The organism is Kitasatospora nipponensis, assembly GCF_039528135.1.
Lineage (GTDB): Bacteria > Actinomycetota > Actinomycetes > Streptomycetales > Streptomycetaceae > Kitasatospora > Kitasatospora nipponensis.
Map to the genome: position 1 here is coordinate 13792 of NZ_BAAALF010000049.1, position 25864 is coordinate 39655.

General features: G+C 71.9%; 24 protein-coding genes and 3 pseudogenes. 1 reads left to right on the forward strand and 26 read right to left on the reverse strand.

Features of this window, described 5'->3' with window-relative positions:
* Nucleotides 1–40: 40 nt before the first annotated feature.
* The 6 genes from rlmN to rpsB form a co-directional block, all read right to left on the reverse strand.
* Nucleotides 41–1141: a dual-specificity RNA methyltransferase RlmN gene (rlmN, locus tag ABD323_RS16340; protein ID WP_344442323.1), complete on the reverse strand. Its 1101-nt coding sequence runs from the start codon at nt 1139–1141 to the stop codon at nt 41–43.
* Between the two features lie 71 nt (nt 1142–1212).
* Complete coding sequence (locus tag ABD323_RS16345; RefSeq protein ID WP_344442324.1) at nt 1213–2172, reverse strand: phosphatidate cytidylyltransferase; 960 nt, start codon at nt 2170–2172, stop codon at nt 1213–1215.
* Nucleotides 2172–2729, reverse strand: coding sequence for a ribosome recycling factor (frr, locus tag ABD323_RS16350; protein WP_344442325.1), 558 nt, complete (start codon nt 2727–2729; stop codon nt 2172–2174). Before frr ends, ABD323_RS16345 begins: the two co-directional genes overlap by 1 nt.
* Before the next feature lie 75 nt (nt 2730–2804).
* On the reverse strand, nt 2805–3569 hold the full coding sequence (pyrH, locus tag ABD323_RS16355) for a UMP kinase (protein WP_344442326.1): 765 nt from the start codon (nt 3567–3569) through the stop codon (nt 2805–2807).
* 202 nt (nt 3570–3771) lie between these two features.
* Nucleotides 3772–4608, reverse strand: coding sequence for a translation elongation factor Ts (gene tsf / locus ABD323_RS16360; protein ID WP_344442327.1), 837 nt, complete (start codon nt 4606–4608; stop codon nt 3772–3774).
* Between the two features lie 130 nt (nt 4609–4738).
* Entirely contained in the window at nt 4739–5650 is a 912-nt protein-coding gene (gene rpsB, locus ABD323_RS16365) for a 30S ribosomal protein S2 (protein ID WP_344442328.1), read from the reverse strand.
* A gap of 520 nt (nt 5651–6170) precedes the next feature.
* Between rpsB and ABD323_RS16370 the strand changes: the two are divergent.
* Nucleotides 6171–6686: pseudogene (locus ABD323_RS16370) on the forward strand (peptidoglycan DD-metalloendopeptidase family protein); the annotation flags it as partial.
* A 197-nt stretch (nt 6687–6883) separates the two neighbouring features.
* Here ABD323_RS16370 and ABD323_RS16375 read toward each other — a convergent pair.
* From ABD323_RS16375 to ABD323_RS16470, 20 genes and pseudogenes are all read right to left on the reverse strand, one after another.
* The gene (locus ABD323_RS16375; protein WP_344442354.1) at nt 6884–7468 is read right to left on the reverse strand and encodes a TetR/AcrR family transcriptional regulator; all 585 of its coding nucleotides are present in this window, start codon (nt 7466–7468) and stop codon (nt 6884–6886) included.
* 105 nt (nt 7469–7573) lie between these two features.
* Complete coding sequence (gene whiG, locus ABD323_RS16380; protein ID WP_344442329.1) at nt 7574–8374, reverse strand: RNA polymerase sigma factor WhiG; 801 nt, start codon at nt 8372–8374, stop codon at nt 7574–7576.
* Nucleotides 8375–9194: 820 nt separating this feature from the next.
* Nucleotides 9195–10367 (reverse strand): DNA-processing protein DprA, encoded by a 1173-nt coding sequence (gene dprA, locus ABD323_RS16385; protein WP_344442330.1) that lies wholly within the window; start codon nt 10365–10367, stop codon nt 9195–9197.
* Between the two features lie 42 nt (nt 10368–10409).
* Nucleotides 10410–11057: pseudogene (locus ABD323_RS16390) on the reverse strand (ATP-binding protein); the annotation flags it as partial.
* A gap of 110 nt (nt 11058–11167) precedes the next feature.
* Nucleotides 11168–11749 (reverse strand): hypothetical protein, encoded by a 582-nt coding sequence (locus ABD323_RS16395; protein ID WP_344442331.1) that lies wholly within the window; start codon nt 11747–11749, stop codon nt 11168–11170.
* A gap of 182 nt (nt 11750–11931) precedes the next feature.
* A complete protein-coding gene (locus tag ABD323_RS16400; protein WP_344442332.1) occupies nt 11932–12540 on the reverse strand; it encodes a DUF6262 family protein in 609 nt (202 codons plus the stop codon).
* Nucleotides 12537–15149 (reverse strand): tyrosine-type recombinase/integrase, encoded by a 2613-nt coding sequence (locus ABD323_RS16405; RefSeq protein ID WP_344442334.1) that lies wholly within the window; start codon nt 15147–15149, stop codon nt 12537–12539. Before ABD323_RS16405 ends, ABD323_RS16400 begins: the two co-directional genes overlap by 4 nt.
* Nucleotides 15146–16279: a site-specific integrase gene (locus ABD323_RS16410; protein WP_344442335.1), complete on the reverse strand. Its 1134-nt coding sequence runs from the start codon at nt 16277–16279 to the stop codon at nt 15146–15148. The genes ABD323_RS16405 and ABD323_RS16410 overlap by 4 nt, the downstream gene beginning before the upstream one ends.
* Before the next feature lie 187 nt (nt 16280–16466).
* A pseudogene (locus tag ABD323_RS16415) lies at nt 16467–17441 on the reverse strand (YifB family Mg chelatase-like AAA ATPase); the annotation flags it as partial.
* A gap of 1 nt (nt 17442) precedes the next feature.
* On the reverse strand, nt 17443–17886 hold the full coding sequence (locus ABD323_RS16420; protein ID WP_344442355.1) for a YraN family protein: 444 nt from the start codon (nt 17884–17886) through the stop codon (nt 17443–17445).
* Between the two features lie 456 nt (nt 17887–18342).
* Nucleotides 18343–18669, reverse strand: coding sequence for a DUF2469 domain-containing protein (locus ABD323_RS16425; protein ID WP_184935368.1), 327 nt, complete (start codon nt 18667–18669; stop codon nt 18343–18345).
* A gap of 57 nt (nt 18670–18726) precedes the next feature.
* Complete coding sequence (locus tag ABD323_RS16430; RefSeq protein WP_344442356.1) at nt 18727–19212, reverse strand: NUDIX hydrolase; 486 nt, start codon at nt 19210–19212, stop codon at nt 18727–18729.
* Nucleotides 19213–19306: 94 nt separating this feature from the next.
* On the reverse strand, nt 19307–20077 hold the full coding sequence (lepB, locus tag ABD323_RS16435) for a signal peptidase I (RefSeq protein ID WP_344442337.1): 771 nt from the start codon (nt 20075–20077) through the stop codon (nt 19307–19309).
* Nucleotides 20078–20240: 163 nt separating this feature from the next.
* Nucleotides 20241–21332, reverse strand: a complete 1092-nt coding sequence (gene lepB, locus ABD323_RS16440) for a signal peptidase I (RefSeq protein WP_344442338.1) — start codon at nt 21330–21332, stop codon at nt 20241–20243.
* Between the two features lie 240 nt (nt 21333–21572).
* Nucleotides 21573–22619, reverse strand: coding sequence for a signal peptidase I (gene lepB, locus ABD323_RS16445; RefSeq protein WP_344442339.1), 1047 nt, complete (start codon nt 22617–22619; stop codon nt 21573–21575).
* Nucleotides 22603–23514 (reverse strand): signal peptidase I, encoded by a 912-nt coding sequence (gene lepB, locus ABD323_RS16450; RefSeq protein ID WP_344442340.1) that lies wholly within the window; start codon nt 23512–23514, stop codon nt 22603–22605. The genes lepB (ABD323_RS16445) and lepB (ABD323_RS16450) overlap by 17 nt, the downstream gene beginning before the upstream one ends.
* A gap of 65 nt (nt 23515–23579) precedes the next feature.
* Entirely contained in the window at nt 23580–23930 is a 351-nt protein-coding gene (gene rplS, locus ABD323_RS16455; RefSeq protein ID WP_035846055.1) for a 50S ribosomal protein L19, read from the reverse strand.
* Between the two features lie 153 nt (nt 23931–24083).
* Nucleotides 24084–24902: a tRNA (guanosine(37)-N1)-methyltransferase TrmD gene (gene trmD / locus ABD323_RS16460; protein WP_344442342.1), complete on the reverse strand. Its 819-nt coding sequence runs from the start codon at nt 24900–24902 to the stop codon at nt 24084–24086.
* A gap of 83 nt (nt 24903–24985) precedes the next feature.
* Nucleotides 24986–25534 (reverse strand): ribosome maturation factor RimM, encoded by a 549-nt coding sequence (gene rimM, locus ABD323_RS16465; protein ID WP_344442343.1) that lies wholly within the window; start codon nt 25532–25534, stop codon nt 24986–24988.
* Nucleotides 25535–25622: 88 nt separating this feature from the next.
* The gene (locus tag ABD323_RS16470) at nt 25623–25862 is read right to left on the reverse strand and encodes an RNA-binding protein (RefSeq protein ID WP_344442344.1); all 240 of its coding nucleotides are present in this window, start codon (nt 25860–25862) and stop codon (nt 25623–25625) included.
* Nucleotides 25863–25864 lie beyond the last annotated feature (2 nt).

A 25864-nucleotide genomic window follows, 5' to 3' on the forward strand; every position in this document is an offset into this window, starting at 1 on the left:
TGGACGGGCCCGCCCGCACCGGCGGACGGGCCCGGACGGCTCAGCCCGCGGCGGCCAGCTGCCCGCAGGCCCCGTCGATCTCCTGGCCGCGGGTGTCGCGGACGGTGGTCGGCACGCCGTGCGACTCCAGTCGGCGCACGAACTCCCGCTCGTCCTCGGGACGCGAGGCGGTCCACTTGGAGCCGGGCGTCGGGTTCAGCGGGATCAGGTTGACGTGCACCCGGTGGTTGCGGATCAGCCGGCCGAGCAGGTCGGCACGCCAGGCCTGGTCGTTGATGTCCTTGATCAGCGCGTACTCGATGGAGATCCGCCGGCCCGACTTCTCGGCGTAGTTCCAGGCGGCGTCCAGCACCTCGGCGACCTTCCACCGGGTGTTCACCGGCACCAGCTCGTCGCGCAGCTCGTCGTCGGGGGCGTGCAGCGACAGCGCCAGCCGGCAGCTCAGGCCCTCGTCCGCCAGCCGGTTCATGGCCGGCACCAGGCCGACCGTGGAGACCGTGATGCCACGCTGGGAGAGGCCGAAGCCGTCCGGCGCCGGGTCGGTCAGGCGGCGGATCGAGGCCAGCACGCGGTTGTAGTTCGCCAGCGGCTCGCCCATCCCCATGAAGACCACGTTGCTCAGCCGCGCCTCGCCGCCGGGGATCTCACCGGCCTTGAGCGCACGCATCCCGGCGGCGATCTGCTCGACGATCTCGGCGGTCGAGAGGTTGCGGGTCAGCCCGGCCTGGCCGGTGGCGCAGAAGGGGCAGTTCATGCCGCAGCCGGCCTGCGAGCTGATGCACATCGTCACCCGGTCGGGGTAGCGCATCAGCACGGACTCGACGAGGGTGCCGTCGAAGAGCTTCCAGAGCGTCTTGCGGGTGGTGTCCTCGTCGCACGAGACGTGCCGCACCACCGACATCAGGTCGGGCAGCAGCTCGGTGGCCAGCTTCTCGCGGCCCGCCGCCGGGATGTCCGTCCAGGAGGCCGGGTCGTCGGAGAGCCGGCCGAAGTAGTGGTTGGACAGCTGCTTGGCGCGGAACGGCTGCTCGCCCAGCTCGGCGACGGCCGCCTTGCGCTCGGCGGGACTGAGGTCGGCGAGGTGTCGCGGGGGCTTGGCACCTCGCGGCGCGACAAAGGTGAGTTCTCCGGGTACAGGCATGGTTCATCCAGTGTCGCAGATGCGTCGAGCCCCGGACGCCGGGCGTCCGGGGCTCGCGGGGCGGTGCCGGCTCAGCTGCCGACGAACGCCGCCAGCAGCAGCCAGACCACCGGGGCGGTCGGCAGCAGCGAGTCCAGCCGGTCCATGATCCCGCCGTGGCCGGGCAGCAGGGTCCCCATGTCCTTGATGCCCAGGTCACGCTTGATCATCGACTCGACGAGGTCGCCGAGGGTGGCGATGACCGCCGCGCAGCCGCCCAGGATCAGACCCTGCCACCAGTGCCCGTCGTCGATGATCCACTGCATCAGCAGGGCCCCGGCGAGCATCGACAGGCCGATCCCGCCGGCCAGGCCCTCGCGGGTCTTGCCCGGGCTGATCGTCGGGGCGAGCTTGGTGCGGCCGAACTTGTAGCCCACCGCGTAGGCGCCGGTGTCACTGCAGATGGTGACCACCAGGAAGAGCACGATCCGCTGCGGACCGTCGTGCGCGGCGAGCATCAGCGCCACGAAGCTCGCCAGGAACGGGACGTAGAAGGCCGTGAAGACGCCCGTCGTTATGTCCCGCAGGTAGTTCTCCGGCGGCGTGCTCATCCGCAGGATCATCAGCGCCAGCGCGGTCAGCGCCAGCGCCGCCGCGGCGCCCTGCGGACCGATCCAGTAAGCGGTGGTCAGCATCGCCACGCCGCCCAGCAGGAGCGGCAGTTGCGGGACGGTGATGCCCTTGCGCTCGGCCAGCCGGCTGGTCAGCTCCCAGCTGCCCACCGAGATCGCGGCCAGGACGACGGCCAGGAAGAGCACCTTCACCACGAGGAGGGAGGCGATGATCACCACGCCGAGGCCGACACCCACCCCTATCGCCGCGGGAAGGTTGCGGCCGCCGCGCTGTTTGCGGGGCTGCTGCGGCTCGGGCTGGGCCACCGGTGTCTCCTGCCCTGGTGGTCGGGACCCCCGGTCCGCCACCAGTTGGTGCGGCGTCTCGGGGGTCAGCGGGGATGTGCCCCTAGAGCCTGGGGCGTTCGGGGCGTCGTTCATCAGACTTCGAGGAGCTCGGCTTCCTTGTGCTTGAGCAGCTCGTCCACCTGCGTGACGTACCGCGCGGTGGTGTCGTCGAGCTCCTTCTCGGCGCGACGGCCCTCGTCCTCACCGATGTCGCCGTCCTTGACCGCCTTGTCCAGGGCGTCCTTGGCCTTGCGGCGGATGGTGCGGATCGAGATCTTGGCGTCCTCGCCCTTGCCGCGGGCGACCTTGATGTACTCCTTGCGGCGCTCCTCCGTCAGCTGCGGGAACGTCACCCGGATGATGGAGCCGTCGTTGGACGGGTTGACGCCCAGGTCGGAGTCGCGGATCGCCTGCTCGATGTTGCGCAGCGCGCTCTTGTCGAACGGCGTGATGACCGCCATCCGCGGCTCCGGAACGGAGAACGAGGCGAGCTGGTTGATCGGCGTCGGAGCGTCGTAGTACATCGCGACGATCTTGTTGAACATCGCCGGGTGGGCCCGGCCGGTGCGGATGGCGGCGAAGTCGTCCTTGGCGACCGCGACGGCCTTCTCCATCTTCTCCTCGGCCTCGAGAAGGGTCTCTTCGATCACAGTCTGCTCCCTGTCCGGTTGCCTCGTGGCGTACTGAAATGCCCCGCCGTCCCGCGGGGCTCGGCTGATTGCTGCTCAGGCCCGGACGGAATCCTGGCTGATGAGTGTGCCGATCTTCTCACTCTTCACCGCGCGGGCGATATTGCCCTCCGCGAGCAGCTCGAAGACCAGGATCGGCAGGCCGTTGTCCTTGCACAGCGTGATCGCGGTCAGGTCGGCGACCTTGAGGTCGCGCGCGATCACCTCGGCGTACTCCAGTGCGTCGAACCGCACCGCGTCCGGGTTGGTCTTGGGGTCGGAGTCGTAGACGCCGTCCACGCCGTTCTTGCCCATCAGCAGCACCTCGGCGTGGATCTCCAGGGCGCGCTGCACGGCGGTGGTGTCGGTGGAGAAGTAGGGCATGCCCATCCCCGCGCCGAAGATCACCACGCGGCCCTTCTCCAGGTGCCGGATCGCGCGCAGCGGCAGGTACGGCTCGGCGACCTGACCCATCGTGATGGCGGTCTGGACCCGGGTCTCGATCCCTTCCTTCATCAGGAAGTCCTGCAGCGCCAGGCAGTTCATGACCGTGCCGAGCATGCCCATGTAGTCCGAGCGGGCCCGGTCCATGCCGCGGACCTGCAGCTCGGCGCCGCGGAAGAAGTTGCCGCCGCCGATGACCACCGCGACCTCGGTGCCCTGCCGGACCACGGTGGCGATCTCACGGGCGATCTTGTGGACCACGTCGGGATCGACGCCGAGGGCGCCACCGCCGGCGAACGCCTCACCCGACAGCTTGAGCAGAACCCGACGACGCCCGCCCTCCCGCGTGGACTGGGGGGACTCCTGCGTCTCCTGCATGGACTTCTCCTTCTGCACCTGCTGGTTCACAGGGCCGGGTATGCGGAGCCCAGACCTGCACGTACACGCGAGGAGGCCACTGCCGCGGGAACCGGTACGGTGTCCTGCACGGCAATGGCCTCCTCGTCGTTCTGGTGCCGACTCACTGGCTGGCAGTTGCGGCGGCGGTTCCTACCTTAGGCGGGAACCGGGTGAACGTCGCTCAGGCGCCGACGCGGAAGCGGGCGAAGCGCTTGAGGGCGACGCCGTTCTCCTCGAGAACCTTGGCGACGGACTTCTTGTTGTCCTTGGCGAAGGCCTGCTCCAGAACCGCGGACTCCTTGACGAAGCCGGTGACGCGACCCTCGACGATCTTCGGCAGGGAAGCCTCCGGCTTGCCCTCCTCGCGAGCGGTGGCCTCGGCGACGCGGCGCTCGTTCTCCAGCACCTCGGCCGGGATCTCCTCGCGGGAGAGGAACTTCGGCGCGAAGGCGGCGATGTGCTGCGCGACGTCCTTGGCGACGTCGGCGTTCGGCTTGTCCAGCTCGACCAGGACGCCGACCTGCGGCGGGAGGTCGGGGGAGGTGCGGTGCAGGTAGACCGCGACGTAGCCGTCGGCGAACTGGGCGAAACGGTCCAGGACGATCTTCTCGCCCAGGTTGGCGTTGGCCTCGTCCACGAACTGCTGGACGGTCTTGCCGGCCTCGATCTCGGAGGCCAGCGCGGCCTCGAGGTCGGCCGGGGCGGCCTTGGCGATGTGCGCGGCGATCGCGTCGGCGACCGCGACGAACTTCTCGCTCTTGGCGACGAAGTCGGTCTCGCACTTGAGCTCGACCAGGACGCCAGAAGCCGAGTCCTCGGCGATGACGGCGACGACGGCGCCGTTCTCGGCGGTGCGGCCCTCGCGCTTGGCGACGCCCTTCAGGCCCTTGATACGGATGATCTCGAGAGCCTTCTCGACATCGCCCTCGGCCTCGTCGAGCGCCTTCTTGCAGTCCATCATGCCGGCGCCGGTGAGCTCACGGAGCTTCTTGACGTCCGCGGCGGAGATGTTCGCCATGGTGTGAATCTCTTCTCGCGTCTCGCGTGTCTGCGGGGTGGGTGCGCCGGAGCTGGTGGAGCTGTCCCGGCACGTGGAGAGAGGGGCGCCCGCCGGTGGTGACCGACGAGCACCCCTCACTCTCGGTACGTCAGGCCTGCTCGGCCTCGGCGGCCGGAGCCTCGACGACCTCGGCAGCGGCCTCAGCGGCCGGAGCCTCGACGACCTCGGCCTCGGCGGCGGGGGCCTCGGCAGCGGCCTCAGCGGCGGGGGCCTCGTCGGCCGCCTTGTCGCCGGCCAGGAGGTCCTGCTCCCAGTCGGCCAGCGGCTGGTCGGCACCCGGCTCGGCCTTGACGTCGCCCTTGGCGACACCGGCACGGGCCTTGAGGCCCTCGGCGACGGCGTCGGCGATCACACGGGTCAGCAGCGTGACGGAGCGGATCGCGTCGTCGTTGCCCGGGATCTTGTAGTCGACCTCGTCGGGGTCGCAGTTGGTGTCCAGGATGGCGACGACCGGGATGTTGAGCTTCCGGGCCTCACCGACCGCGATGTGCTCCTTCTTGGTGTCCACGATCCAGACGGCGCTGGGCACGCGCTGCATGTCGCGGATACCGCCGAGGGTCTTCTCGAGCTTGGTGTGCTCGCGCTCGAGGACCAGGAGCTCCTTCTTGGTGAGACCGGAACCGGCCACATCCGTGAAGTCGATCTCGCCGAGCTCCTTCATCCGCTGAAGGCGCTTGTAGACGGTCTGGAAGTTGGTCAGCATGCCGCCGAGCCAGCGCTGGTTGACGTAGGGCATGCCCACGCGGCCGGCCTGCTCGGCAATGGCCTCCTGCGCCTGCTTCTTGGTGCCGACGAAGAGGACGCTGCCGCCGTGGGCAACGGTCTCCTTGACGAACTCGAACGCGCGGTCGATGTAGTTCAGCGACTGCAGCAGGTCGATGATGTAGATGCCGTTGCGCTCCGTGATGATGAAGCGGCGCATCTTGGGGTTCCAGCGGCGGGTCTGGTGACCGAAGTGGACGCCGCTTTCCAGCAGCTCCCGCATCGTGACGACGGCCATGGCCGTGCTCCTCGGGTGTTACGCCCGGCTCGTCGTTGCTGCCTGACGGCACTCGGCAACGACCGGGTCAGCTCGGTTGTCCGTGCCGGTCGGGTGACCGTCACGCCTGACGCCCCGACGTGCCGAGCCGACCGGCCCGGGCGGCGGAAACCGCGACGGGCTCGGCTGGACCGAGCGGCACTCGCACCGCGCGACGGTGGCGGACAGGGCCTCGAGGGCACCGGTCCCCTCACGGGATCGCGGGTGGCGGGGCGTGCGAAGTCGACCTGATGGACAGGTCGCGTGTGAAGTGTACGGGAAGCGCCGCGCGACCGGCGACTCTGCGCGGTGGAGCGGCAGCGGGCTGATCACGGATGATCAGCGCCGATCACCCCCGGGCCCGGACGGACGCACCGCCCGTCATCCGTTCGTACGCCTGTGCACTCGTACGGGTGAACGATCTGTCCCCAGGGGCCGGGTTGTCCACAGGAACCGGAAAGGGGCTCGCCCGGGGCGGGCGACCGGGCGGACCCTCTCGGTCATGAGACCACGCCCGTTCCCCCTTCCCGCAGCCGCTCCCGCGGCCACGCCGCCCCACCGGACGACGCCTCCCCGCCGGGCGGCTCCGACCCGCTGCGCGGCGCTGGCGGCCTGCTGGCTGGCCGCCGTGCTGCTCGTCCTCGCCGCGGCCGCGCCGGCCCGGGCCGCACCGCGCGGGTGGGCCCTGCCCGCCGCGGGGTCCGGGCCCGGGCGGGCCTGGCCGATCGGTGGACCGGGCGGAGTGCTGCGCCGCTTCGACGCGCCGCCCGCCCCCTGGGCCGCCGGCCACCGTGGTGTCGACCTGGCCGGTGTGCTTGGCGAGCAGGCCCGCGCCGCGGCGGCGGGCGTCATCGCCTTCTCCGGCACGGTCGCCGGGCGGCCGGTGGTGACGGTCCTCCACCCCGGCACCGGCACTCCCCCACTGCGCACCACCTACCTGCCGGTGGCCGCGACCGTGCAGGTGGGCCGGGCGGTCGCGGCCGGCGAGCCGCTCGGTCCACTGGCAGCGGGCGCCGGGCACTGTGCGGCCGGCTGCCTGCACTGGGGGCTCCTGCGCGGCGACCACTACCTCGACCCGCTCGCCCTGCTCGGCGCCGGGCGGGCCCGCCTGCTGCCGATGCGCGCAGCCGCCACCGGCTCGGTCACCACCGGCGGCGCGGCCACCACTGGCGGCTCGGTCATCGGCACGGGTGCCGCCGCCACCGCGCCCAGTGGTCACCCGGCGGGCGTCGACCCCTGCGGGTCGGGGGCCAGTCCGTGCAGGGCCAGTGCGACGGCCGCGTCCGCGATCCGCCGGCGCTGGTGGGGCGGGGCTCCCTCGGAGCGCCGCACCGCAGCCTCCACGACGCCCTGCAGGAGCGCCGCGGTCAGCCGGGGCTCCTGCTGGCCGAGTTCGTCGAGGGCGCTGACCACCAGGCCCACCAGCTCGGCGTGGGCGGTGCGGATGCGTTCGCGGGCCGCGTCGTCCAGTTCCAGGGCGGGGATGGCGGCCACGGCCCGGTGCCGCGGGTCGCCGGCGAGCGTCAGTTGTCCGCGGATGTAGGCCTCCAGGCGGCTCGCCGCGGTGTCGCAGGCGGCCATCCCGGCCTCGATCTCGGCCGCCCAGAGCGGGAAGTCGACCTCGCAGAGCTGCTCCACGACGTCGGCGCGCGAGCGGAAGTACTCGTAGACCGAGGAGCGGGCCAGCCCGGTCCGCCCGGCCAGCGCGGGGAAGGTGAGGGCCTCCATCCCGCCCTCGGCCAGCAGGGAGCGCGCGGCATCGAGAAGGGCTGCGCGCTGCAGCTGGCGATGCTCGACCAAGGTGGCGGCTCGGATCTTCGGCACCCTGCCACTGTACGGAGCGGCCGGCTCGGCCGGAACGGTGGCACGCGTCCGGGCACGGGTCACGGCCACCGGACGCGGGGCTCAGCGGAGGTCGGACAGCTTCGCCCGCAACTGCAGGACGGACTTCGTGTGGATCTGACTGACCCTGCTCTCGGTGACACCCAGGACCTGGCCGATCTCCGCCAGCGTCAGGCCCTCGTAGTAGTAGAGCGTGACCACCGTCTTCTCGCGCTCGGGGAGCGTGTTGATGGCCCCGGCCAGCAGCTTGCGCAGTTCGCGGTCCTCGGCCACCTCGACCGGGTTGGCGGCTCCGGTGTCCTCCAGGGTGTCCATGAGACTGAGGTGGTCACCGCCCTCGCCACCCGGATGGAGCAGCTCGTCCAGGGCGACCACGTTGGCGAGCGAGAGTTGGCTGAAAATCGCGTGCAGGTCCTCGAGCGCGATGCCCATCTCGGCGGCGACCTCGGGCTCGTGCGGGGTGCGCCGCAGCCGGGCCTCCAACGCCGCGTACGTCCGCTCGACGGCCTTGGCCTTCTGCCGGACCGAGCGCGGGATCCAGTCGAGGGCCCGCAGCTCGTCGATGATCGCCCCGCGGATCCGACTGATCGCATAGGTCTCGAACTTGATCGCCCGGTCGGGGTCGAACTTCTCGATCGCGTCGATCAGACCGAACACACCCGAGGAGACGAAGTCGGCCTGCTCGACGTTGGCGGGCAGGCCCACCCCGACCCGTCCGGCGACGTACTTGACCAGGGGGGAGTAGTGAAGGATCAACTGCTCGCGCAGCTTGGGGTCACCGGTGCTCTTGTAGGACCGCCACAGCGAGTCAAGGGCACTGCGCTGCGCCTCCCGGGGCGCCGCGGGTGTGGCCGCGCCCGGCACGGCGGCGGGGGTGACGGGGTCGCCCGGCGTGGACGCGGGGGCCGCCGGCGCGCCGGTCGTGGGGAGCGGCGGGGCGGGCGCGGATGCCGGGGTGCCGGCGGGGGCAGGTGGAGCAGCGGGGCCGCAGGGACCGGACGTGCCCGTGGGGGCCGGGCTGGGGCCGGGCACGGCGGCCGGCGCGGCGGGGGTCGACGGTCCGGGGGTCGATGGTCCGGGAGTCAGCGCCCCCGGGGTCGGGGCGGCGGGCGCGGCCGAGGTCGGACCGCGGGTGGGTGGGGGCACCGAGACCAGCCCGACCGGCTTGACGGGTCTGACCTTCGCCCCGCGGCCCGCCGGACCCGGCGGTCCGGCGGCGGACGCGGCACCGCCCGCGCGGCTGCGCGGGTACGGCGTCAGCGGCAGGCTCGCGGACGTGGCGCTCGACAGACCGGTCGCCGAGGGCGGCACGGAGGATTGCGCGTCGTTGCCGGAACGCGGTTCGGTACCGGAGCCCCCCAAGGGCCGACCGGCACTGGTCGCCCTGTGTCCGGGAATGTGTGTGGGCATACGTGGGTCTGAGCCGTTCTGCCGAGTCATGTGCTGATAGGGAAGCCATAGCGAGCGTAGCGTGACCAAGTCGCTGCGCTGTGCTACCACCACTCGGCCGTCGCTCGTTCCGGTGGCGTTCACTCCGTAGCGGGAACGCACGCGCCCTGATCGGCGCCTTCGCGCCGGTCGGGACACCGGGAGCGGTCGTCCGGCGCAACCGGGACGCCACCCACGCGGGTGAGCGCCCGAGCCCGGGTCGGCGCTCCACCGGCGTGCGCTGTGACGGCACCGGTCAGGGGATCACCCTCCAGTGCGATCCCACTCGCTGGACGAAGCCCAGCGAGCACAACTCGTAGAGCTGCTTGAGGACACTGTCGGGCGAGAATCCGGTGCGCACGGCCAGCGAGCCGACGCCCGCGCCCGCGTGCCCCGCCGGGATCGCCTCCAGCACCTGGGCGGCCGCCGGGCCCAACAGGTCACGTGGCCGGGCCGCACAGGTGCGCAGCGGCGCGAGGTCTTCGCCGATCGCACCGACCTGCTCCACGATCTCGGCGGCATCGGTGACCAGGGTGGCGCCACCGGAGCGCAGCAGGGCGTGGACGCCCGCGGAGAGCTCGGAGGTGACGGGTCCGCAGACACCCATCGTCTGACGGTTCAGCTCCAGCGCGCGCCGGGCCGTGCTCAACGCACCGCTGCGCAGGGCGGCCTCGACCACCACTGTGCCGCGGGTCAGCGCCGCCAGCACCCGGTTGCGCAGGACGAACCGGAAGCGGTTCGGGTGCTCACCCGGTGGGAGTTCGCTGACGAGCTGGCCCTGCCCGCGGATCCGGCCGATCAGCTCGCTGTTGCCGCGCGGGTAGGCGACGTCCACGCCACAGGCCAGCACGCCCACTGTCATGCCGCCGACCGCCAGCGCGCCCCGGTGGGCCGCCGCGTCAACCCCGTAGGCCGCGCCGGAGAAGACCACCCAGCCGCGCTCGGCGAGTTGGGCGGCGAGCTCGCCCGCGACGTGCGCCCCGTAGGCGGTGCAGGCCCGGGCGCCGACGATCGCCACCGAGCGCAGCGCCAGCAGTCGCAGTGAACCGGTGCCCAGGACCCAGAGCCCGACCGGGGCGGTGGCCGCCAGGTCCGCGAGTTGGCTCGGCCACTCCGGGTCCGAGGGGATCAGGAAGCGCCCGCCCACCGAGCGGATCCGTTCGAGGTCGGCGTGCGGGTCGACGGTCGTGAGGCGCTCGCGCATCGCCGCGAGGCGGGCCTGATCGAGCCTCAGCTCCGGGTGCTCGGCGCCGCCGCGCACCCGCTGGATCAGCGCCCGGGCCGAGCCGGTGAGCAGCCAGCGGCCGATCGCGGGGTTGCCCGGTTCGACGAGCCGGGTGAGCGCGGCGCGGGCCAGGCGTTCCTGCTCGCCCTCGGACGGCCGGGTCAGCGCGGTGCCGAGGTCCAGCACGGTCTGCGTAGCTTCCATGAACTCCTCCGGAGTTGAGCAGGGGTGGTGGGTGAGGGGGCGTCAGGACCGGGCGCCGGGGGCCGGGCCGAGGAGGGCCGTCCCGGTGGGGAAGCCGCGACGCAGCGTCAGTGCGGTGCGCAGCTCGAGTCGGCCCGGCTCGGCGCGCCCGGCCAGGTCGGCGACGGTCCACGCCACCCGCAGCACCCGGTCCAGCCCGCGCGCCGTGAGCAGTCCGCGCTCCATCTCGCGCTCCGCCTCCGCCAGCGCGCCCTCCTCGGGACGCCACCGGGAGCGCAGCTCACGGCCGGGCACCTGCGCGTTGGTGCGCCAGGGCGTCCCCGCCAGGCGCGTCGCGGCCCGCTCCCGCGCGGCCCTGACCCGGGCCGCCACCACCGCGGTGCTCTCGGCCGGACTGTCGCGCTCCAGCAGTTCGGCCCGGGTCACCGGGTCGACCTGGACCCGCAGGTCCACCCGGTCCAACAGCGGCCCCGAGAGCCGCCCCTGGTACCGGCTCACCATGGCCGGCGTGCACTCGCACCCCTCGCCGCGGCGGGAGTAGCGCCCGCAGGGACAGGGGTTGGCCGCCAGGCAGAGCAGGAAACTGGCGGGGAGTCGGAGCGAGCCCGCGGAGCGGGCGATGACCACCTCGCCCGACTCCAGCGGCTGGCGCAGCGCGTCCAGCACCCGGCTGGGGAACTCCGGTGCCTCGCTGTCTTTTCCGAACGTCAGAGTGCGCGTGATGGTCCTGAACTGCGACGATGCGTCGCGTGGGTGTCCGGGACGCGTGCGGCTCTCGAAGTGGTGCGGTCCGACACCCGTCAGTGGTGGAAGAGGAACTTGAGTAGACCAACCTTCTTGACGAGCTCCCACCAGATCTCGCGTGGCAGGCAGTCCTCAAAGCTCCCCGGAACCGGAAGATCACCAGGCAGGATGTCCGCGTTCATGCCGATGTGCGCTTCTGTGTAATCGCTGACCGCGGCACCCAGTGCGCTCGTCGAGACCGGTGCTGAACGGAGGCTGGCCCAGTCGATGTCGACTTCCTCTCCGTCCCGTCGGGCACCGACAGCGACCAGTTCCAGCGGCCCACTCAGGTCCCATGCGGGGGCCCCGGCCCGACGCGCCTCAGCACTTAGCTCTCGCGCGAGCTTGTTCGACTGCCGTTCGCTCCAGAGCATCTGCGGGAAGGCGTACTGCCCTCCTGTGGTCCGCCAGTCCTCGTTGTACTCCGTTCCAGGGGTGAGCGGCAGTCCCCGGTCCCCGTAGTAGTCGTCGGAGCCATAGGCATAACAGCCCGCGAGGAAGAGGTCCCAGAAGTCACCGCTTGAATGGTGCCACCGGCTCCACGCCTCTCCAGCGATCTGGTTCGTGAGATGGCGGTAGCCGCGATAGTCCCAGAACAAGAAGCAGACGTAGCGAACTCCATCGGGCCCCCACGGATCCAATGGGACACGTCTCAGCCGGTGCACAACTTCATTGAGGTCTGGAGCCGGAAGCATGACAGTCCTTCTAGTGGACAGGCGATCCCGAGATCTTCCTCTCGTCTAGGCCAGCCTCGGGGACAAACTCCGGCGTCGCGATCCGCTTAGGTCTGCCCGGGTGAGGAAGCCCCCTGTCCACCTCCTGATTGGCGGGAAGCCTCGAGAACCTGGACTTCGAGGTTGGCGATGCGCTTGTCGGCGAAGCGAAGGTTGGAACGAGCTCCCTCAAGGCGTTCCTGCAGCGTGCGGTGCTCTCGGGTGAGCTGCTGGACGCGATGCTTGAGGGTGGTGTTCTCGGTGGTCAGTGTCTGAATTGACTCGCCGGGGGCCATCTGGTCGAAGTCCCGGATCTGGCCCATGAGCTCGCCGATCCGCTGCCGCTGGGCCAGGACCTCCTTCTGGGCGCGGGTGAGCTCGGCCTCGGCGTTCAGAGCGCGCTCGCGCCAGGTTGCCTCGATCTGGTCGTGCTGCCGCTGGGCCTGGTGGTCGTGGCGGCTGCGGCTGTCAGTGACCGCGTTCTGGACGAGGGCGCGGGCGTCGGCGTTCTCGTAGAGGAACGTGGCGGACACGCCTGCGCGCTGAGCAATGGCGCGGACGGTCAGGCGACCGCGTTCCCGACGGAGCTGGCCGATCGCGGTGGCAACCTGGTCGAGCTTGTCCTGGCTCTGGCGTCGACGGGCCACGATGGCCGCCGCCGTACTCTCAGGTCTCACGCGGCCTCCTCATCGGTCCGGGCGTCGTGGCTGGCGAGCTCCTGGGCGCGGAACGCAGTGGCCCAGATGCGGCCGAAGTAGTCCTGCGGTCGACGCAGGTCCAGGGTGAGGGCCTCGTCGAGGAGGTCGACGGCGGCCAGTGCCTTCTCCAAGCCGTCAATGGCTCGGGCCGTGGGTTCGAAGGCGTCATGGAGGAAGTCGGCAGTGGCGGGGTCGGGGGCTCGTTCGGCGAGCATGCGCCACTGCTCGCGCTTGCGGTGCCAGTAGACGAGGTCGGCGCCGGAGAGGACGAACTTGTCGCAGTTGTGGCAGTCCAGGTTCCAGGGGCAGGCGTCGCCATTGACAACGGGTTGGAAGGTGCAGAACCCGCCTTCGGCCGGCGTCGAGCGCCGGGTGAGGTCGATGGCCAGGGCCTGGGCGTGTTCGCGGGTCATGGGCTCGCCGGAGGACAGCACCAGGCCGGGCTCGGCGGCGCCGGGGCCAGCGACCCAGACGGCGTTGAGCGCGTCGGTCAGCTTCGGGTCGGTGCTGGCGATGTGGATGTAGTGCTCGGCCATGCTGTCGGAGACCTGGCCGAGGTAGCGCTTGACCTGGGAGAGGTTGGCGCCGTTGCGCAGGAGGTTGGTCGCCAGCGTGTGGCGAGCCTGATGCGGAACTGCCCGCCCGATGGCCAGGCTGTTGACCCAGGCGTGGAAGAAGCCATGGAACCAGGCGTAACTGACGCCGTGGAGCATCTGTCGGTTGGCGCTTCTGCGCGGGAACAGTGCGATCCGGGTCCGCTCCAGAGCGGTGGGCGGGCGCCCGAAGCGCTGCTCGAATCGGGCGACCGTCTTGTTCTGGCGTTCGCGAAGCCGCTCGTAGAGCCGCTCGGGGATTCTGATGGCCTCGTCGTAGTTGCCGACCTTGGTTTGGTCGTGCCAGAGGACCGGAAGGTTGTTGAACCGGCCCAGGCAGTCGAGGCGGAGTTCCAGCACCTCTCGGCAGCGGCGTCCGGTGAATACCAGGGTTTCCCATTGGTCACGCAGTCCCCGGTCGTCCGGGTCGTGACCGGCCAGCTGCTGAAGGTTCTCCTCGTTCGCGAGCGCCCGGGCGGCGTCGTCCGCGAAGGGCCGACGGCGCCGGCTGCTTGCGTGACCGTGCGGGATCGCGATGACGAACCCGCGGTCCAGACCGATCCGCTCAACGTCTCCAGTGTCGAGCCGGTCGCGCAGGACCCGCCGGGCGGCGCCCAGGTTCCGGGCGACGCTGTCCTTGTTCAACGTCACGGGCTCTCCGCCGCGACCTCGGCGAAGTCCCCGGCCGGTCGTGTAGATGCCCAGGGAGGGGAGCCCCTTCTCCCCGCGGTGGCGGTGGTCCGCGACGTAGTCGGTCATGTGGTCGGCCGTCAGGACAGTTGGGTCGTGGCCCCCGCCCGGCGCCCGGGCCTCGAGGAATGCGGACAGCTCGACCATGCCTCGCCGCACCTCGTCGATCGGGTTGCGGCTGCGGCCCGGGCTCGTGGACAGCCGCGCGGCGAGGAAGTCCCAGAGCATGTCGCGAAGCCACCGCTGGGAGATGTCGGTCAGGTCGAACAGGCTCGAAGCATTGCGGTAGCGGATTCCGAAGTGGTCGGTCTCGATGTAGCCGGCGTCCTTGGTGTCCTGGCGGGAGAAGTAGACCAACCGCAGGTAGACGAGCATCCGGTTGGCGACCTGGCTCGGGAACCGCGGGCAGGCGGTGAGGTCCAGGTCGGCCAGGGAGTCGACCTTCTGGCTGCGGCAGAGGTCGAGAAGGTTCTCGATCCAGAGCAGCGGCCAGCGGCCTTCGCCGCTCGGCTCGTTGCAGTGCCGGAACATCGTCCACTGGACCTCGGCCTTGACCAGCGGCCGCAAGCCCAGAAGCGACACCTTCCCGTTCGAGCGCCGGGCGGTGCCGGTCTCCAGACACCACCGGTCGAACGCCTTCGGGTCCTCGTACTCGACGGGGATCGCCGCCCGCCACTTCCGCACTGCCCAGGCCTTGGGCAGGGTGGCCCGCCCCGGGCGGCCGTCTCGCTCGTAGCGGGTCAGGTGCCGGTGACACAATCCCAACGGATGATGGGCCCTGTCCGGGCAGCTGACGACGTGGCAGTCCCCGAAGCCGGGCAGCGGGGGCTGCCTGGCGATCCATGCGTCGAGGTCCGGGGTTCGCCCGTGCGTGTGCCGCTGGTAGTACGTGTACTTCACCCAGCGCGTCTTGTGCAGGAAACACAGCCCATTGCTGGCCCAGGCCGGCACCTCGGGGCAGATGATGCAGGGCGGCGGGCTGTGCCAAGACCGGGGCTTCAGCGGCTCGGCCACTCGCAGGAAGTCCGCGAGGGTCTTGCCCTCTTTCATCATCGCGGACCACTGGGTCCGGTGGCTCTGGCAGTAGTCACTGGTGTCCTCGGAGGAACGCTCGCATTCCGTGACCCTGCAGACCCAGCCGTAGACGGGGTGGTCGCCGGGGATCTGGATGACGTCGCCGCGGAAGATCGGGTCGAAGTCGGGGGCCGCCATCAGGGCGGTAAGGATCTCCAGCCGGTCCCCGGCGGTGCGCGTGGTGCTGCTGCCGGAGGCGACCAGCGGCAGCGGCTGAAGCGCGATCGTCACTGGTCCTCACCCCAGACAGCCTCCAGGGCCCTGCTGAACTGCGGGGAGTGCAGGTCGGGATGCCCGTAGACCTCGTCGACCATCTTGGCCGACGCCCAGTTGCCCACCGCCTTGGCCACGAAGGGGTCGCCGTCGCTGGCGTCCAGGACGTCGTTGGTGAACTGGTGGCGGAACGCCTTCGGCAGGATCCGGCCCGGCAGGTCCGCCCGCCGGCCGGCCCGCTTGAGCATCCCGCGGGCCGCGTCCGCGCTCCAGGGTTCGCCCCGACTGGGTCCCGCGAGCTGGATCAGCAGCATGCCGTGGCCTGTGGCGACCTTGGCGTACTCGGTGGTCATGTAGGTGAAGTAGGTGCTGATCATGGCGGGGCTGACGCGGTAGATCTCGCCGCCGGTGATGACGCCGTCGATCATCCGCCAGTCCGGTTTGATCTTCGCGGCGGACCGGTTCGGGTTTCCCGGTCGGTGGCAGACATGCAGGTGCGGGTCTCGGCACTCCTGGCAGGCGGCGTTCTCGCGCAGGTGGAGGTCGACCAGGTGTAGCCCGGTCAGGCCGCCGATCCGCAGGCTGGTGTCCGATAGCCAGGTCACCACCATGGCGTCGCGGGCGGTGTTCACCGCCTTCAGCAGGCTCGGGCGGGTGCCCTCCGGCAGCATCTTCGGGTGCCGACGGCGGCCCTTGTTCTTGCCGGTCGCCAGCGGATTGGCTGGCATCGAGGTCAGCGTGTGTCCCAGGAAGGCCCGGCTTCGGTCCCGCTGAGTCGGGATCCGGCTCACATCCAGCGCGGCCCGCAGTTCCGAGTTGGTGCCGGTCCTGGCGAACTGGTGCAGGTAGAAGCCCTTGAGACAGGCCGCCGCCACGTCCAGAGCCGACTGGCCGTAGGGTCGCTGCGGCGGCACCCGCCACGGCCGGCCGAAGGGCATCGGGACGTAAGCACCGACCGCCCCCATGTAGCGCTGGAGATCCAGGAACGTCACGCTCTCGGTCGTCACCCCTTCGCGGACCCGCCACCGCAGGTGATCAACCAGGGCGTAGGCGTACGTCTTCTGCGTGCCCGATCCCTCGAACATGCGCAGGTAGCTGTCGGCTTCCTCCTCCACCGACCCGTCCGGCCAGACCACCGTGTACGACAACCCGCCACCAGCCCGCTTCAACGACTGGACGCGGAGATCGTTCAGAACCATTCCGCTTCGCACTGAGCACCTCATCACGCCACGAACCACGCGACCGACGAACTGCCCACGCTCGGTAAAGCCGAACGCGAAGCGGCTACGAAGCACCCAGACGTGTGACCTGGTCACCCCATGCGTGATCGGTAAAGTCGAGGAACAGGACTCCCCGGTGGGCCAGCGAGACCGCGCCCGGCCGGGGCAGGCCACTGCCGCCGCCGACGATCGCGGGCATGGTCGTGGAGTGGTGCGGCGCGCAGTAGGGCGGGGTGTCGACCAGCGGCCGCCCGGCCGGCAGCAGGCCGGCGACCGAGTGCACCGCGGTGACCTCCAGTGCCTCGGTCTGGGTCAGCGGTGGCAGCAGACCCGGCAGCCGCTCGGCCAGCATCGTCTTGCCGGCGCCCGGCGGGCCCTTGAGGTAGACGTGGTGACCGCCCGCGGCCGCGATCTCCAGCGCCTGGCGGGCCTCGTACTGCCCGGCCACATCGGCCAGGTCGGGGGCGAACCGCGGGTCGGCGGCCGTGCCGCGCACGGCGGTTCCCGGCAGCAGCAGTCCGGCCATCAGCGGGTCGGGCGTGCCGGCGACCGGGTCCGGCGGCTCGTCGGGTACCGGCGCGTCGGTGAGCAGCGCGATCAGCTGGCGCAGGCTGCGGATGCCCAGCACCGAGATGCCGGGGACCAGGGCCGCCTCGGCCGCGGTCTGCTCGGCGACGACCACCTGCCGGTAGCCGGCGTCCGCGGCGGCCAGCACCGAGGGCAGCACCCCGCGCACCGGGCGGACCCGGCCGTCCAGCCCCAGCTCACCGATGATCAGCAGGTCCGCGATGGCGGGCGGTGGCAGGCGCTCGGCCGCGGCCAGCACCGCGCAGGCCACCGCGAGGTCGAATCCGCTGCCGCTCTTGGGCACGGAGGCCGGGCTGAGCCCGACGGTGAGCTTGCGCTGCGGCCAGCTCTCGCCGCTGTTCACGATGGCGGCGCGGACCCGGTCGCGCGCCTCGCTGAGCGCCTTGTCGGGCAGGCCGACGAGGGTGAAGGCGGCGACGCCCGGTTCGAGGTCGGCCTGCACCTCGACGACCACGCCGTCCACCCCGACCAGGGCCACCGAGCAGGTACGGGCGAAGGCCATCTCAGAGCACCCCCCGCAGGTGCTCGACCAGTGCGGCGCCCCTGGCCCGGCTGACCACCGAGACCAGGTCGATCCGCACCCCGCCCGGGGGCAGCGGGACCGCCGCGCCGGGCGGTGGGCCGGCCCCCTGGGCCAACCGGGCGAAGTGCACCGGCCAGCGCTCGGTCAGCCAGCGCTCGGCGAGCCGCCGCAACCGGTCCGCCTTGACCTGGCCGACCGCCTCCGCGGGCTGCTGGAAGCCGTGCTCGGAGCGGGTCTTGACCTCGCAGACGGCCACCGTGTCGCCGTCCAGGGCGATGATGTCCAGCTCGCCCTCCCGGCAGCGCCAGTTGCGCTCCAGGACCCGCAGGCCGTCCTGACCGAGCCGACGGGCGGCGACCTCCTCGCCGTAGCGGCCCAGGGCGGTGTGGGCGTTGGGGGCCGGGCCGGCGCGGGGCGCGGCCACCACGCGCGGAGCGCCGCGCGGGCCACGACCGGGCGGCCGCGGGTCCGCCGCGGGCCGGGCGGCCCCCTGCGGATCGGACCCCGCCGGGTCGAAGTCGGACGGCTCGAAGTCGGACGGGTCGGAGTCGGACGGGTCGGAATCGGCCCGGTCGAGCTGAGGCGCGTCGAGCTGAGGCGGGTCGGGCTCGGCCGGATCGAGCGCGGGCGGGTCGAGCGCGGGCGGGTCGAGCGATCGGGGATCGGCCCCAGGTCGGTCGGCCACCTGGGACGTGCGGGGAACGTTCGGGTCGGGTGCGTGCTGCATGCCGATCACCTCCGGACACGGAGGCTGCCAGCGGAGCAGGGCCGTGCCCAGCGGCCATCGTCAAGCTGTGGACAACCAGGGGATTGTGGACAACCAGCTCACCCACACGAGGGAGAGAGCAAGCCGATTGTCAGCCCGGCCCCGATGTCACGGTCAGTTGCCGAACCCCGCCTCGTCGGAGGGCAGCTCGAGGTCGCTCTTCGCGAGCTCCTCGATGTTCACGTCCTTGAAGGTCAGCACCCGCACCTTGCGCACGAACCGGGCCGGACGGTACATGTCCCAGACCCAGGCGTCGGCCATCGAGACCTCGAAGAAGACCTCGCCCTGCACCGAGTGCACCTGGAGCTCGTAGTCGTTGGTGAGGTAGAACCGGCGCTCGGTCTCGATCACGTACTTGAAGAGCCCGACGACGTCCTTGTACTCCCGGTAGAGCTTGAGCTCCATCTCGGTCTCGTACTTCTCGAGATCTTCCGCACTCATCCAGGCGTCCCCTCAGCTCGTCAGGTCCTTCCCCATTGTGGACCACGGGGCCTGTCCTCAGAGCCGGACCGGAAGGACTGGTGGCCCGTCCTTCAGCAGCCCGGCGACCAGGTCGGCCAGGCCCTGCGGGTAGAGCTGCTCGGTCGTGCCCCGCAGCTCCGCCACGCTCCACCAGCGCGCCTCGGTCAGCTGATCGCGCTCGCCCGGCTCGCATCCCGAGCTGTCCAGGTGGGTCCGGTCCCGCACGGTGCGGGCCAGGTAGAACCACTGCTGCTGCTCGTAGTGGCGTCCGTCGAAGGAGAAGACGGCCAGGTTCTCGGCGACCACCGGCCCCAGCTCCACCTCGGCCTCGGTCAGTCCGGTCTCCTCGCGCAGCTCGCGCAGCGCGGCCTGTCGCGGGTCCTCACCCGGATCGAGTCCGCCGCCCGGGGCCACCCACCAGGTCCGCTCCGGCTCGGCCGGATCGAAGCCGCGGAACAGCAGCAGCCGGTCGGACCGGTCCAGCAACAGCACCCGCGCGGCCTTGCGCTCGCGTACCACCATCGTGCTCACTCCCCCGTCCTGCCCGGCACCCGCCCCGGGTACCGGTCGTCTCCCTACGCCGACCCCATCGCGCGGGCCGGTCGGCGGCCCGCCGTCAGCCGGTGGGCCGCATCCGCACCCGCCGGCGCCTGACCAGCGACGCCAGCGAGGCGACCGAGGCGGTCAGCACGATCAGCACCGCGCCGCCCACCGAGGCCCACACCGCCGGCTCCAGGGGTCCGGGCCGGCTCGCCGCGGGCCCGCCCAGGCCGTCGAAGGCCACCGTACGCCCGACCAGCCGGGTGTGGTCCGAGGGGAGCGCGACCGCCTCCACCCGGGCGATCACGTCGGTGGCCGGTACGGTGCCGGCGACCTGGTCCAGGTGCACCCGGGAGTCCTGCGAGCCGATCCGGTTGTCACCGAGCAGGAAGAGCCGCCCGGCCGGCACCACGGCCGAGAACGGTGAGACCGGCACCGTGCTCGGGGCCAGGTAGGGCTCGTCGATCGAGGTCCCGTTGACCGTGAGGCGGTGCTGGGCGTCGCAGCAGACCACCGTGTCGCCGCCGACGCCCACGACCCGCTTGACCAGCGTCTCGCCGCCCCAGGCCTGGTCGCGGAAGACCACGATGTCACCGCGCCCCACCGCGCCGCCGTCGACCTTGCGGGCCAGGACGGTGTCCCCGGCGGCGATGGTCGGCGCCATCGACCCGGTCGGCACCGAGTAGGGCCGGTAGTCCACGGCGGCCAGGCCGAAGCCGCCCACCAGCAGCCCCAGGCCCACGACGAGCAGCACCGCCTGCAGCACGCCGCCCAGCCGCCCGCCCCGCGAGCGCCCGGCCGGGCCACCCGCCGCCACAGCGGGCGCAGGAGCGGGAGCGGCAGGCACGCCGGAACCAGAAGCGGGACCGGTGGAATCTTCGGTGAGCCTGCTCATCGGGACCGTCCTGGGTGCGAGGGGCCGGACACGGCGGCGGGCCGTGGCACGTCCGAGCAGATTACTCGTCGGTACCACGGCCCGCGCAAGAGCCTGGGCCCACCACGACAGCCGGTCAGTCCTGCTGCTCCGGGTCCCCGGCCGGTCCGCGACGGCGGCGCAGCCACCAGGCGACCGGCAGGGTGCCGACCAGGCCGAGCGCCGGCGGCACCAGCCCGGCCGCGGAGAGGCCCTTCTGATCGAAGGTGGAAGGCACCGGCAGGGTCGCCCAGTGGTTCACCGGCCAGGCCACCACGAAGGCCCGCCCGACCACGTCGGAGACCGGGACGCTGCCGCCGCCCGGCTGGTCCATGTGGTAGCGCGAGTCGAGCGAGTCGTCCCGGTGGTCGCCCATCACCCAGATGCTCTTCGGCGGCACCTTGATCGGGCCGAACGGCTTGGTGCCGCACGGGTTGGGCGGCGTCTCGCCGGTGTAGACGTAGGGTTCGTTCAGCGCGACGCCGTTGACCTTGAGCGGGCCGTTGCCCTGGCACTCGACGGTGTCGCCGGCGATCCCGATGACCCGCTTGATCAGGTCCTTCTCGTTCGCCGAGGGCATCAGGCCGATGAAGCTCAGGACGTCCTGGAAGCCCCGGACCACCGCGTTCGAGCTCTGCTGGCTCCCCTCGCCGGCCAGCCAGCCGCCCGGGTCGTGGAAGACGACCACGTCGCCGCGGTCGGGCTCGGCGCCGAACCAGGGGGTCAGCTTGTCGACCAGGACCCGGTCCCCGACCTGGAGGGTGTTCTGCATCGACTCCGAGGGAATCGAGAAGGCCTGGACGAAGAAGGTCTTGATGACCAGCGCCAGGACCAGCGCGATGCCGATCAGGATCGGCAGTTCCTTCCAGAACGAGCGCGGTTTGCGCTCGCCGGAGGGCTTCTCCTGGACCTCGTCCGGTACTGGCGGCACCGCGTGCGACATCATGTCGTCACCCGGTCCGCCCAGGCCGTCGTGCGGACCGGAACCGTCCGACCCACCCGGGCCGCCGGCACCGCCCGCGCCTGCGGGACCTCCGCCGGCCGGGCCGCCGGCACCATGACCACCCTGACCGCCGGAGCCGTCATCGGCGGGCTCCGAAGGCTGTGCGGACTCGGTGGACTGGGCCGTACGGCTGCCGGAGCCCTCGGGCTCGCCGGCACCGCGGGCACCGATCACCAGATCCCCCACGACATCTCCTCCCTGCTGTGCGGACGACTTCCTCGTCCGCGCTGACCAGTGCCGCACAGCGGGCACCACGCTCTGTGATCAACCGTGAACCCGCCTCAGGAGTGCCCGCAACGGGACACCCTGACACCAGCACAGCCTGGAACCGGCCCGCGTCGGTGCGCGGGCGCTCTGCACTTCTCTATCACCCCGGGCCGTGCGCCCGGGGGTTCCCACACGGCGGCGCAGGAGCCGGACGGACCGTCAGTCCGCTCCCGCGCCGCGTCGGGCGGCCCGCCACCGCCGGCGGGCCGGTGGTGGACCGGCCGGCCGCGTCCCGTACCACCGCCGCAGCAGGGCCGGGGAGACACCCAACACCCCCATAACGAGTGAGGGTTCCAGCGGATCCGGCCTGAAGTCGACGGATTGCGGCTCCTCGCCCGGATCCGCGGGCAGCAGCGCGGCGGCGCTCGTGGCGGTGGTGGCGGTGGTGGCAGCGGTGGTGGCCGTGGTGGTCGGCCGGTCGAGCCACTGGAAGCGGTCCAGCGGCCAGCCGATCAGGAACGCCCGGCCGACCACGTCGGAGAGCGGCACCGTCCCCTGCCCCGGCTTGTCCATGTGGTACCGCGAGTCGGCGGACAGGTCGCGGTGGTCGCCCATCACCCAGAGCCGGCCGGGCGGCACGGTCACCTGGAAGGGGCTGCGCGAGGGCGGGTTGCCGGGCGCCAGGTACGGCTCCTCGATCGGCTTGCCGTTGACGGTGATCCGCCCGCGGTCGTCGCAGCAGGCCACGGTGTCGCCGCCCACTCCGACGACCCGCTTGATCAGGTCCTGCTCGTTCTCCGAGGGCAGCAGCCCGACGTAGCTGAAGACCTGCTTGAAGCCCTTGGCGAGCGGTCCGTCGCCGGTGCTGTGGGGCTCGTTCTCCAGCCAGCCGCCCGGGTCCTTGAAGACCACCACGTCGCCGCGCTGCGGCTCGCTGCCGAACCAGGGAGTGAGCTTGTCGACGAGCACCCGGTCGCCGATCCGGATGGTCTGCTCCATCGAGCCCGAGGGGATCACGAAGACCTGGACGAAGAAGGTCTTCAGCGTCAGGGCGATCAGCAGCGCCACCACGGCGATCAGCGGCACCTCGCGCAGGAGCGAGCGGCGGCCCTTGCGGGCGGCCCGCTTGGCCGTCCGGCGGCGCTCCGCCCGCCCGCGACCGGCCCCTTCGCCGCCGGGTCCGCCGGCCGGCTCGTCCAGCAGCGGACCGCCGCGCGGGGCGGCCGCCGACGGACCGGGCCCACCGCTCCTACCCCTGGTGCCCATGCCCACCGGTCCCCCCTGCCGCGGCCGCGGCGGTGGCCGGCGTGGCCGACGCGACGGCGGCGAAGCCGGCCGGCCGCTCCAGGCTGCTCCAGTGGCCGACCGGGAAGACCACCCAGTCCGCCCGGCCGATCACCTTGCGCTCGGGCACGAAGCCGCCGCCCGGGTCGCCGAGGTGGTCGCGCGAGTCGCTGGAGTCGGCGCGGTGGTCCCCCATCACCCAGAGCTTGCCGGCCGGCACCAGCACGTCGAAGCCGACCGTGGAGGGCGCCTCGCCGGGGAAGAGGTAGTCCGACTCGGCCAGCGGGACGCCGTTGACGGTCAGGTGCTGGTCGCCGGCCCGGTAGGTGACCCGGTCGCCCCCCACGCCGATCACCCGCTTCACGAAGACCGTGCCGTTGGAGGGGGCCAGCCCGAGCGCCGAGCCGAGTCTGTGCAGGTCCTCGCCCAGGCCCGGCGCGGTGTCGCCGCCCGGGACGAAGGAGTCGGTGCCGTCGAAGACCACCACGTCGCCGCGCTCGACCGAGCCGCCGAACTGGTAGGCCAGCTTGTCGACCAGCAGCCGGTCACCGGGGCGCAGGGCGTTCTCCATCGAGGCCGAGGGGACCACGAACGGCTGGGCGACGAAGGCGTTGACCAGGAAGAGCGTCAGCAGGCAGAGCGCGCCGATCTTCACCAGGTCCCGGACCCGCCAGCCCTGGTCGGTCCCTTCCCCGGCCGGCGGCCGCGCCGGATCCGCGACCGGGGGCTCGGCGCCGGGGCTGTCCTCGGGGGCGTCCTCGGCCCCCGGCCCGCCCGCCGGCTCCGGCCCGGAAACGGCCGCGGACCGCGACGGCGGTCCCGCACCCGTGGGTGCGGTGGTGCCGTCGCGGTCCGCGATCGGTTCGTACGTGCTCATCGGGGCTGAGCTTAGCCCTCCCACCTGAGCGTGCCGCACCCCCGGCCGAAGCCGGGGGCAGCGGATCAGCGGTCGCGCTTCTCCTTGATCTTCGCGGCCTTGCCGCGCAGGTCACGGAGGTAGTACAGCTTGGCGCGACGGACGTCACCGCGGGTGACGACCTCGATCTTCTCGACGATCGGGGTGTGCACCGGGAAGGTGCGCTCCACGCCGACGTTGAAGCTCACCTTGCGGACGGTGAAGGTCTCACCGATGCCCGCACCGTGGCGGCGGATCACGACGCCCTGGAAGACCTGGACACGGGAGCGGTTGCCCTCGATGACCCGGACGTGGACCTTCAGGGTGTCACCGGCGCGGAAGGCCGGGATGTCGGTGCGCAGCGAAGGCGCGTCGACGGCAGCGAGCTTGTTGCTCATGATGTTCTCCATCGCAGGCGCCACGGGCCGCCCACGGAAAGTTCGTCACAATGGGGTGTGCTGCGGGTCGCATCGACCGGCGGTGAACCCCCCGTGGCGGGGGCACCCGGCCACCGGACCCCCGAGGGGGTCCCAGCGACAGACAACAGCCGCCTATTCTTCCACAGGGTCGGCGCTCGACCGAAATCGGCCGAGTTCCCGGTCCCAGAGCAGGCCCAGGATGCTCAGCGCCTCGCGGTCCTTCTTGTCGAAGGCGCCGTCCTGCCAGCGGGCCACCAGGTCGGGCCGGTGGCCCAGGGTGCGCGCGAAGGCCTGCTCGCGCCGCCAGCGCGCGATCTTCCCGTGGTTGCCGCTGAGCAGCACCTCGGGGACCTCCCGCCCGCGCCACTCCGCGGGCTTGGTGTAGACCGGGCCCTCCAGCAGGTCGGCCATCGCGCCGGGGGCGAAGGAGTCGTCGCGGTGCGACTCGGCGTTGCCGAGCACGCCGGGCAGCAGCCGGGCGATCGCCTCGACCATCACCAGCACGGCGACCTCGCCGCCGGCCAGCACGTAGTCCCCGATCGAGGCCTCGACCACCGGCATCCGGGTGGCGGCCTCCTCGATCACCCGGCGGTCGATGCCCTCGTAACGGGCCGGCGCGAAGGCGAGCCAGGGGCGGCCGGCGAGCTCCTGGGCGAGCTCCTGGGTGAACGGCACGCCGCTGGGGGTGGGCACCACCAGGGTCGGCACCTGACCGGCCGGGCCGGCCGCCAGCACCGCGTCCAGCGCCTCGCCCCACGGCTCGGGCTTCATCACCATGCCGGGGCCGCCGCCGTACGGGGTGTCGTCCACGGTGCGGTGCACGTCGTGGGTCCAGGACCGCAGGTCGTGCAGGTGGACGTCGAGCTGGCCGCGGGCGCGGGCCTTGCCGACCAGCGAGACGTTCAGCGGCTCCAGGTACTCGGGGAAGATCGTGACGACGTCGATCCGCATCCCGTCGCTCCCCTGGGGGCCCTGGGATCCCCGGGACCCCTCGGGCGCGGACGGGGCCGGCGCGGACGCCTCGGGCAGGCCGGTCACCGCGAGGTCTCCGGTCCGCCGTCGCTCTCGGCCTCGGTCGGGTCGATCAGGCCGCCGGGCGGGTCGATGACCGCCCGCTGGTTCTCCAGGTCGATGGTCGGCACGATCTTGGAGACGAAGGGGATCAACACCTCGGTGCCGTCCGGCCGGGTCACCGTGAGCAGGTCCTGGTAGGGCAGGTGGACGACCTCGGTGAGCTCGCCGATCAGGGTGCCGTCCAGCAGCACCACGTCCAGGCCGATCAGCTGGTGGTCGTAGTACTCGTCCTCGTCCTCGGGCCGTTCCTCGGGGTCGACCTCGGCGATCAGCATGGTGTTGCGCAGCGCCTCGGCGTCGGTGCGGTCCTTGACCCCGGCGAAGCGGATCAGCAGCCGGCCGCTGTGCACCTTGCCCGACTCGACGGTCAGCGGGCCGGCCGAGGACGGGTCGGTGAGCAGGACCGCGCCGGGGCCGAGCCGCAGTTCCGGCTCGTCGGTGCGGACCTCGACGAAGACGTCCCCCTTGATGCCGTGGGCGCGACCGATCCGGCCGACGACGAGCTGCACGGTGCACTCCTGAGCGCTAGTAAAGGAAAAAGAACCGGCCGGGACGCTTCACGCGTCCCGGCCGGTCCCGAGCAGACGACGGTGATCGTCAGCGGATGCTGTCCACGTCGACCAGGTCGACCCGGATGTTGCGGCCGCCGAGCGCGCCCACCACGGTGCGCAGTGCACGCGCGGTGCGGCCGCCACGGCCGATCACCTTGCCGAGGTCATCGGGGTGCACCCGCACCTCGATGGTGTTGCCCCGACGCAGGTTGCGCGAGCGCACCTGCACCTCGTCGGGGTGCTCGACAATGCCCTTCACCAGGTGATCGAGGGCGTCCTCGATCACGG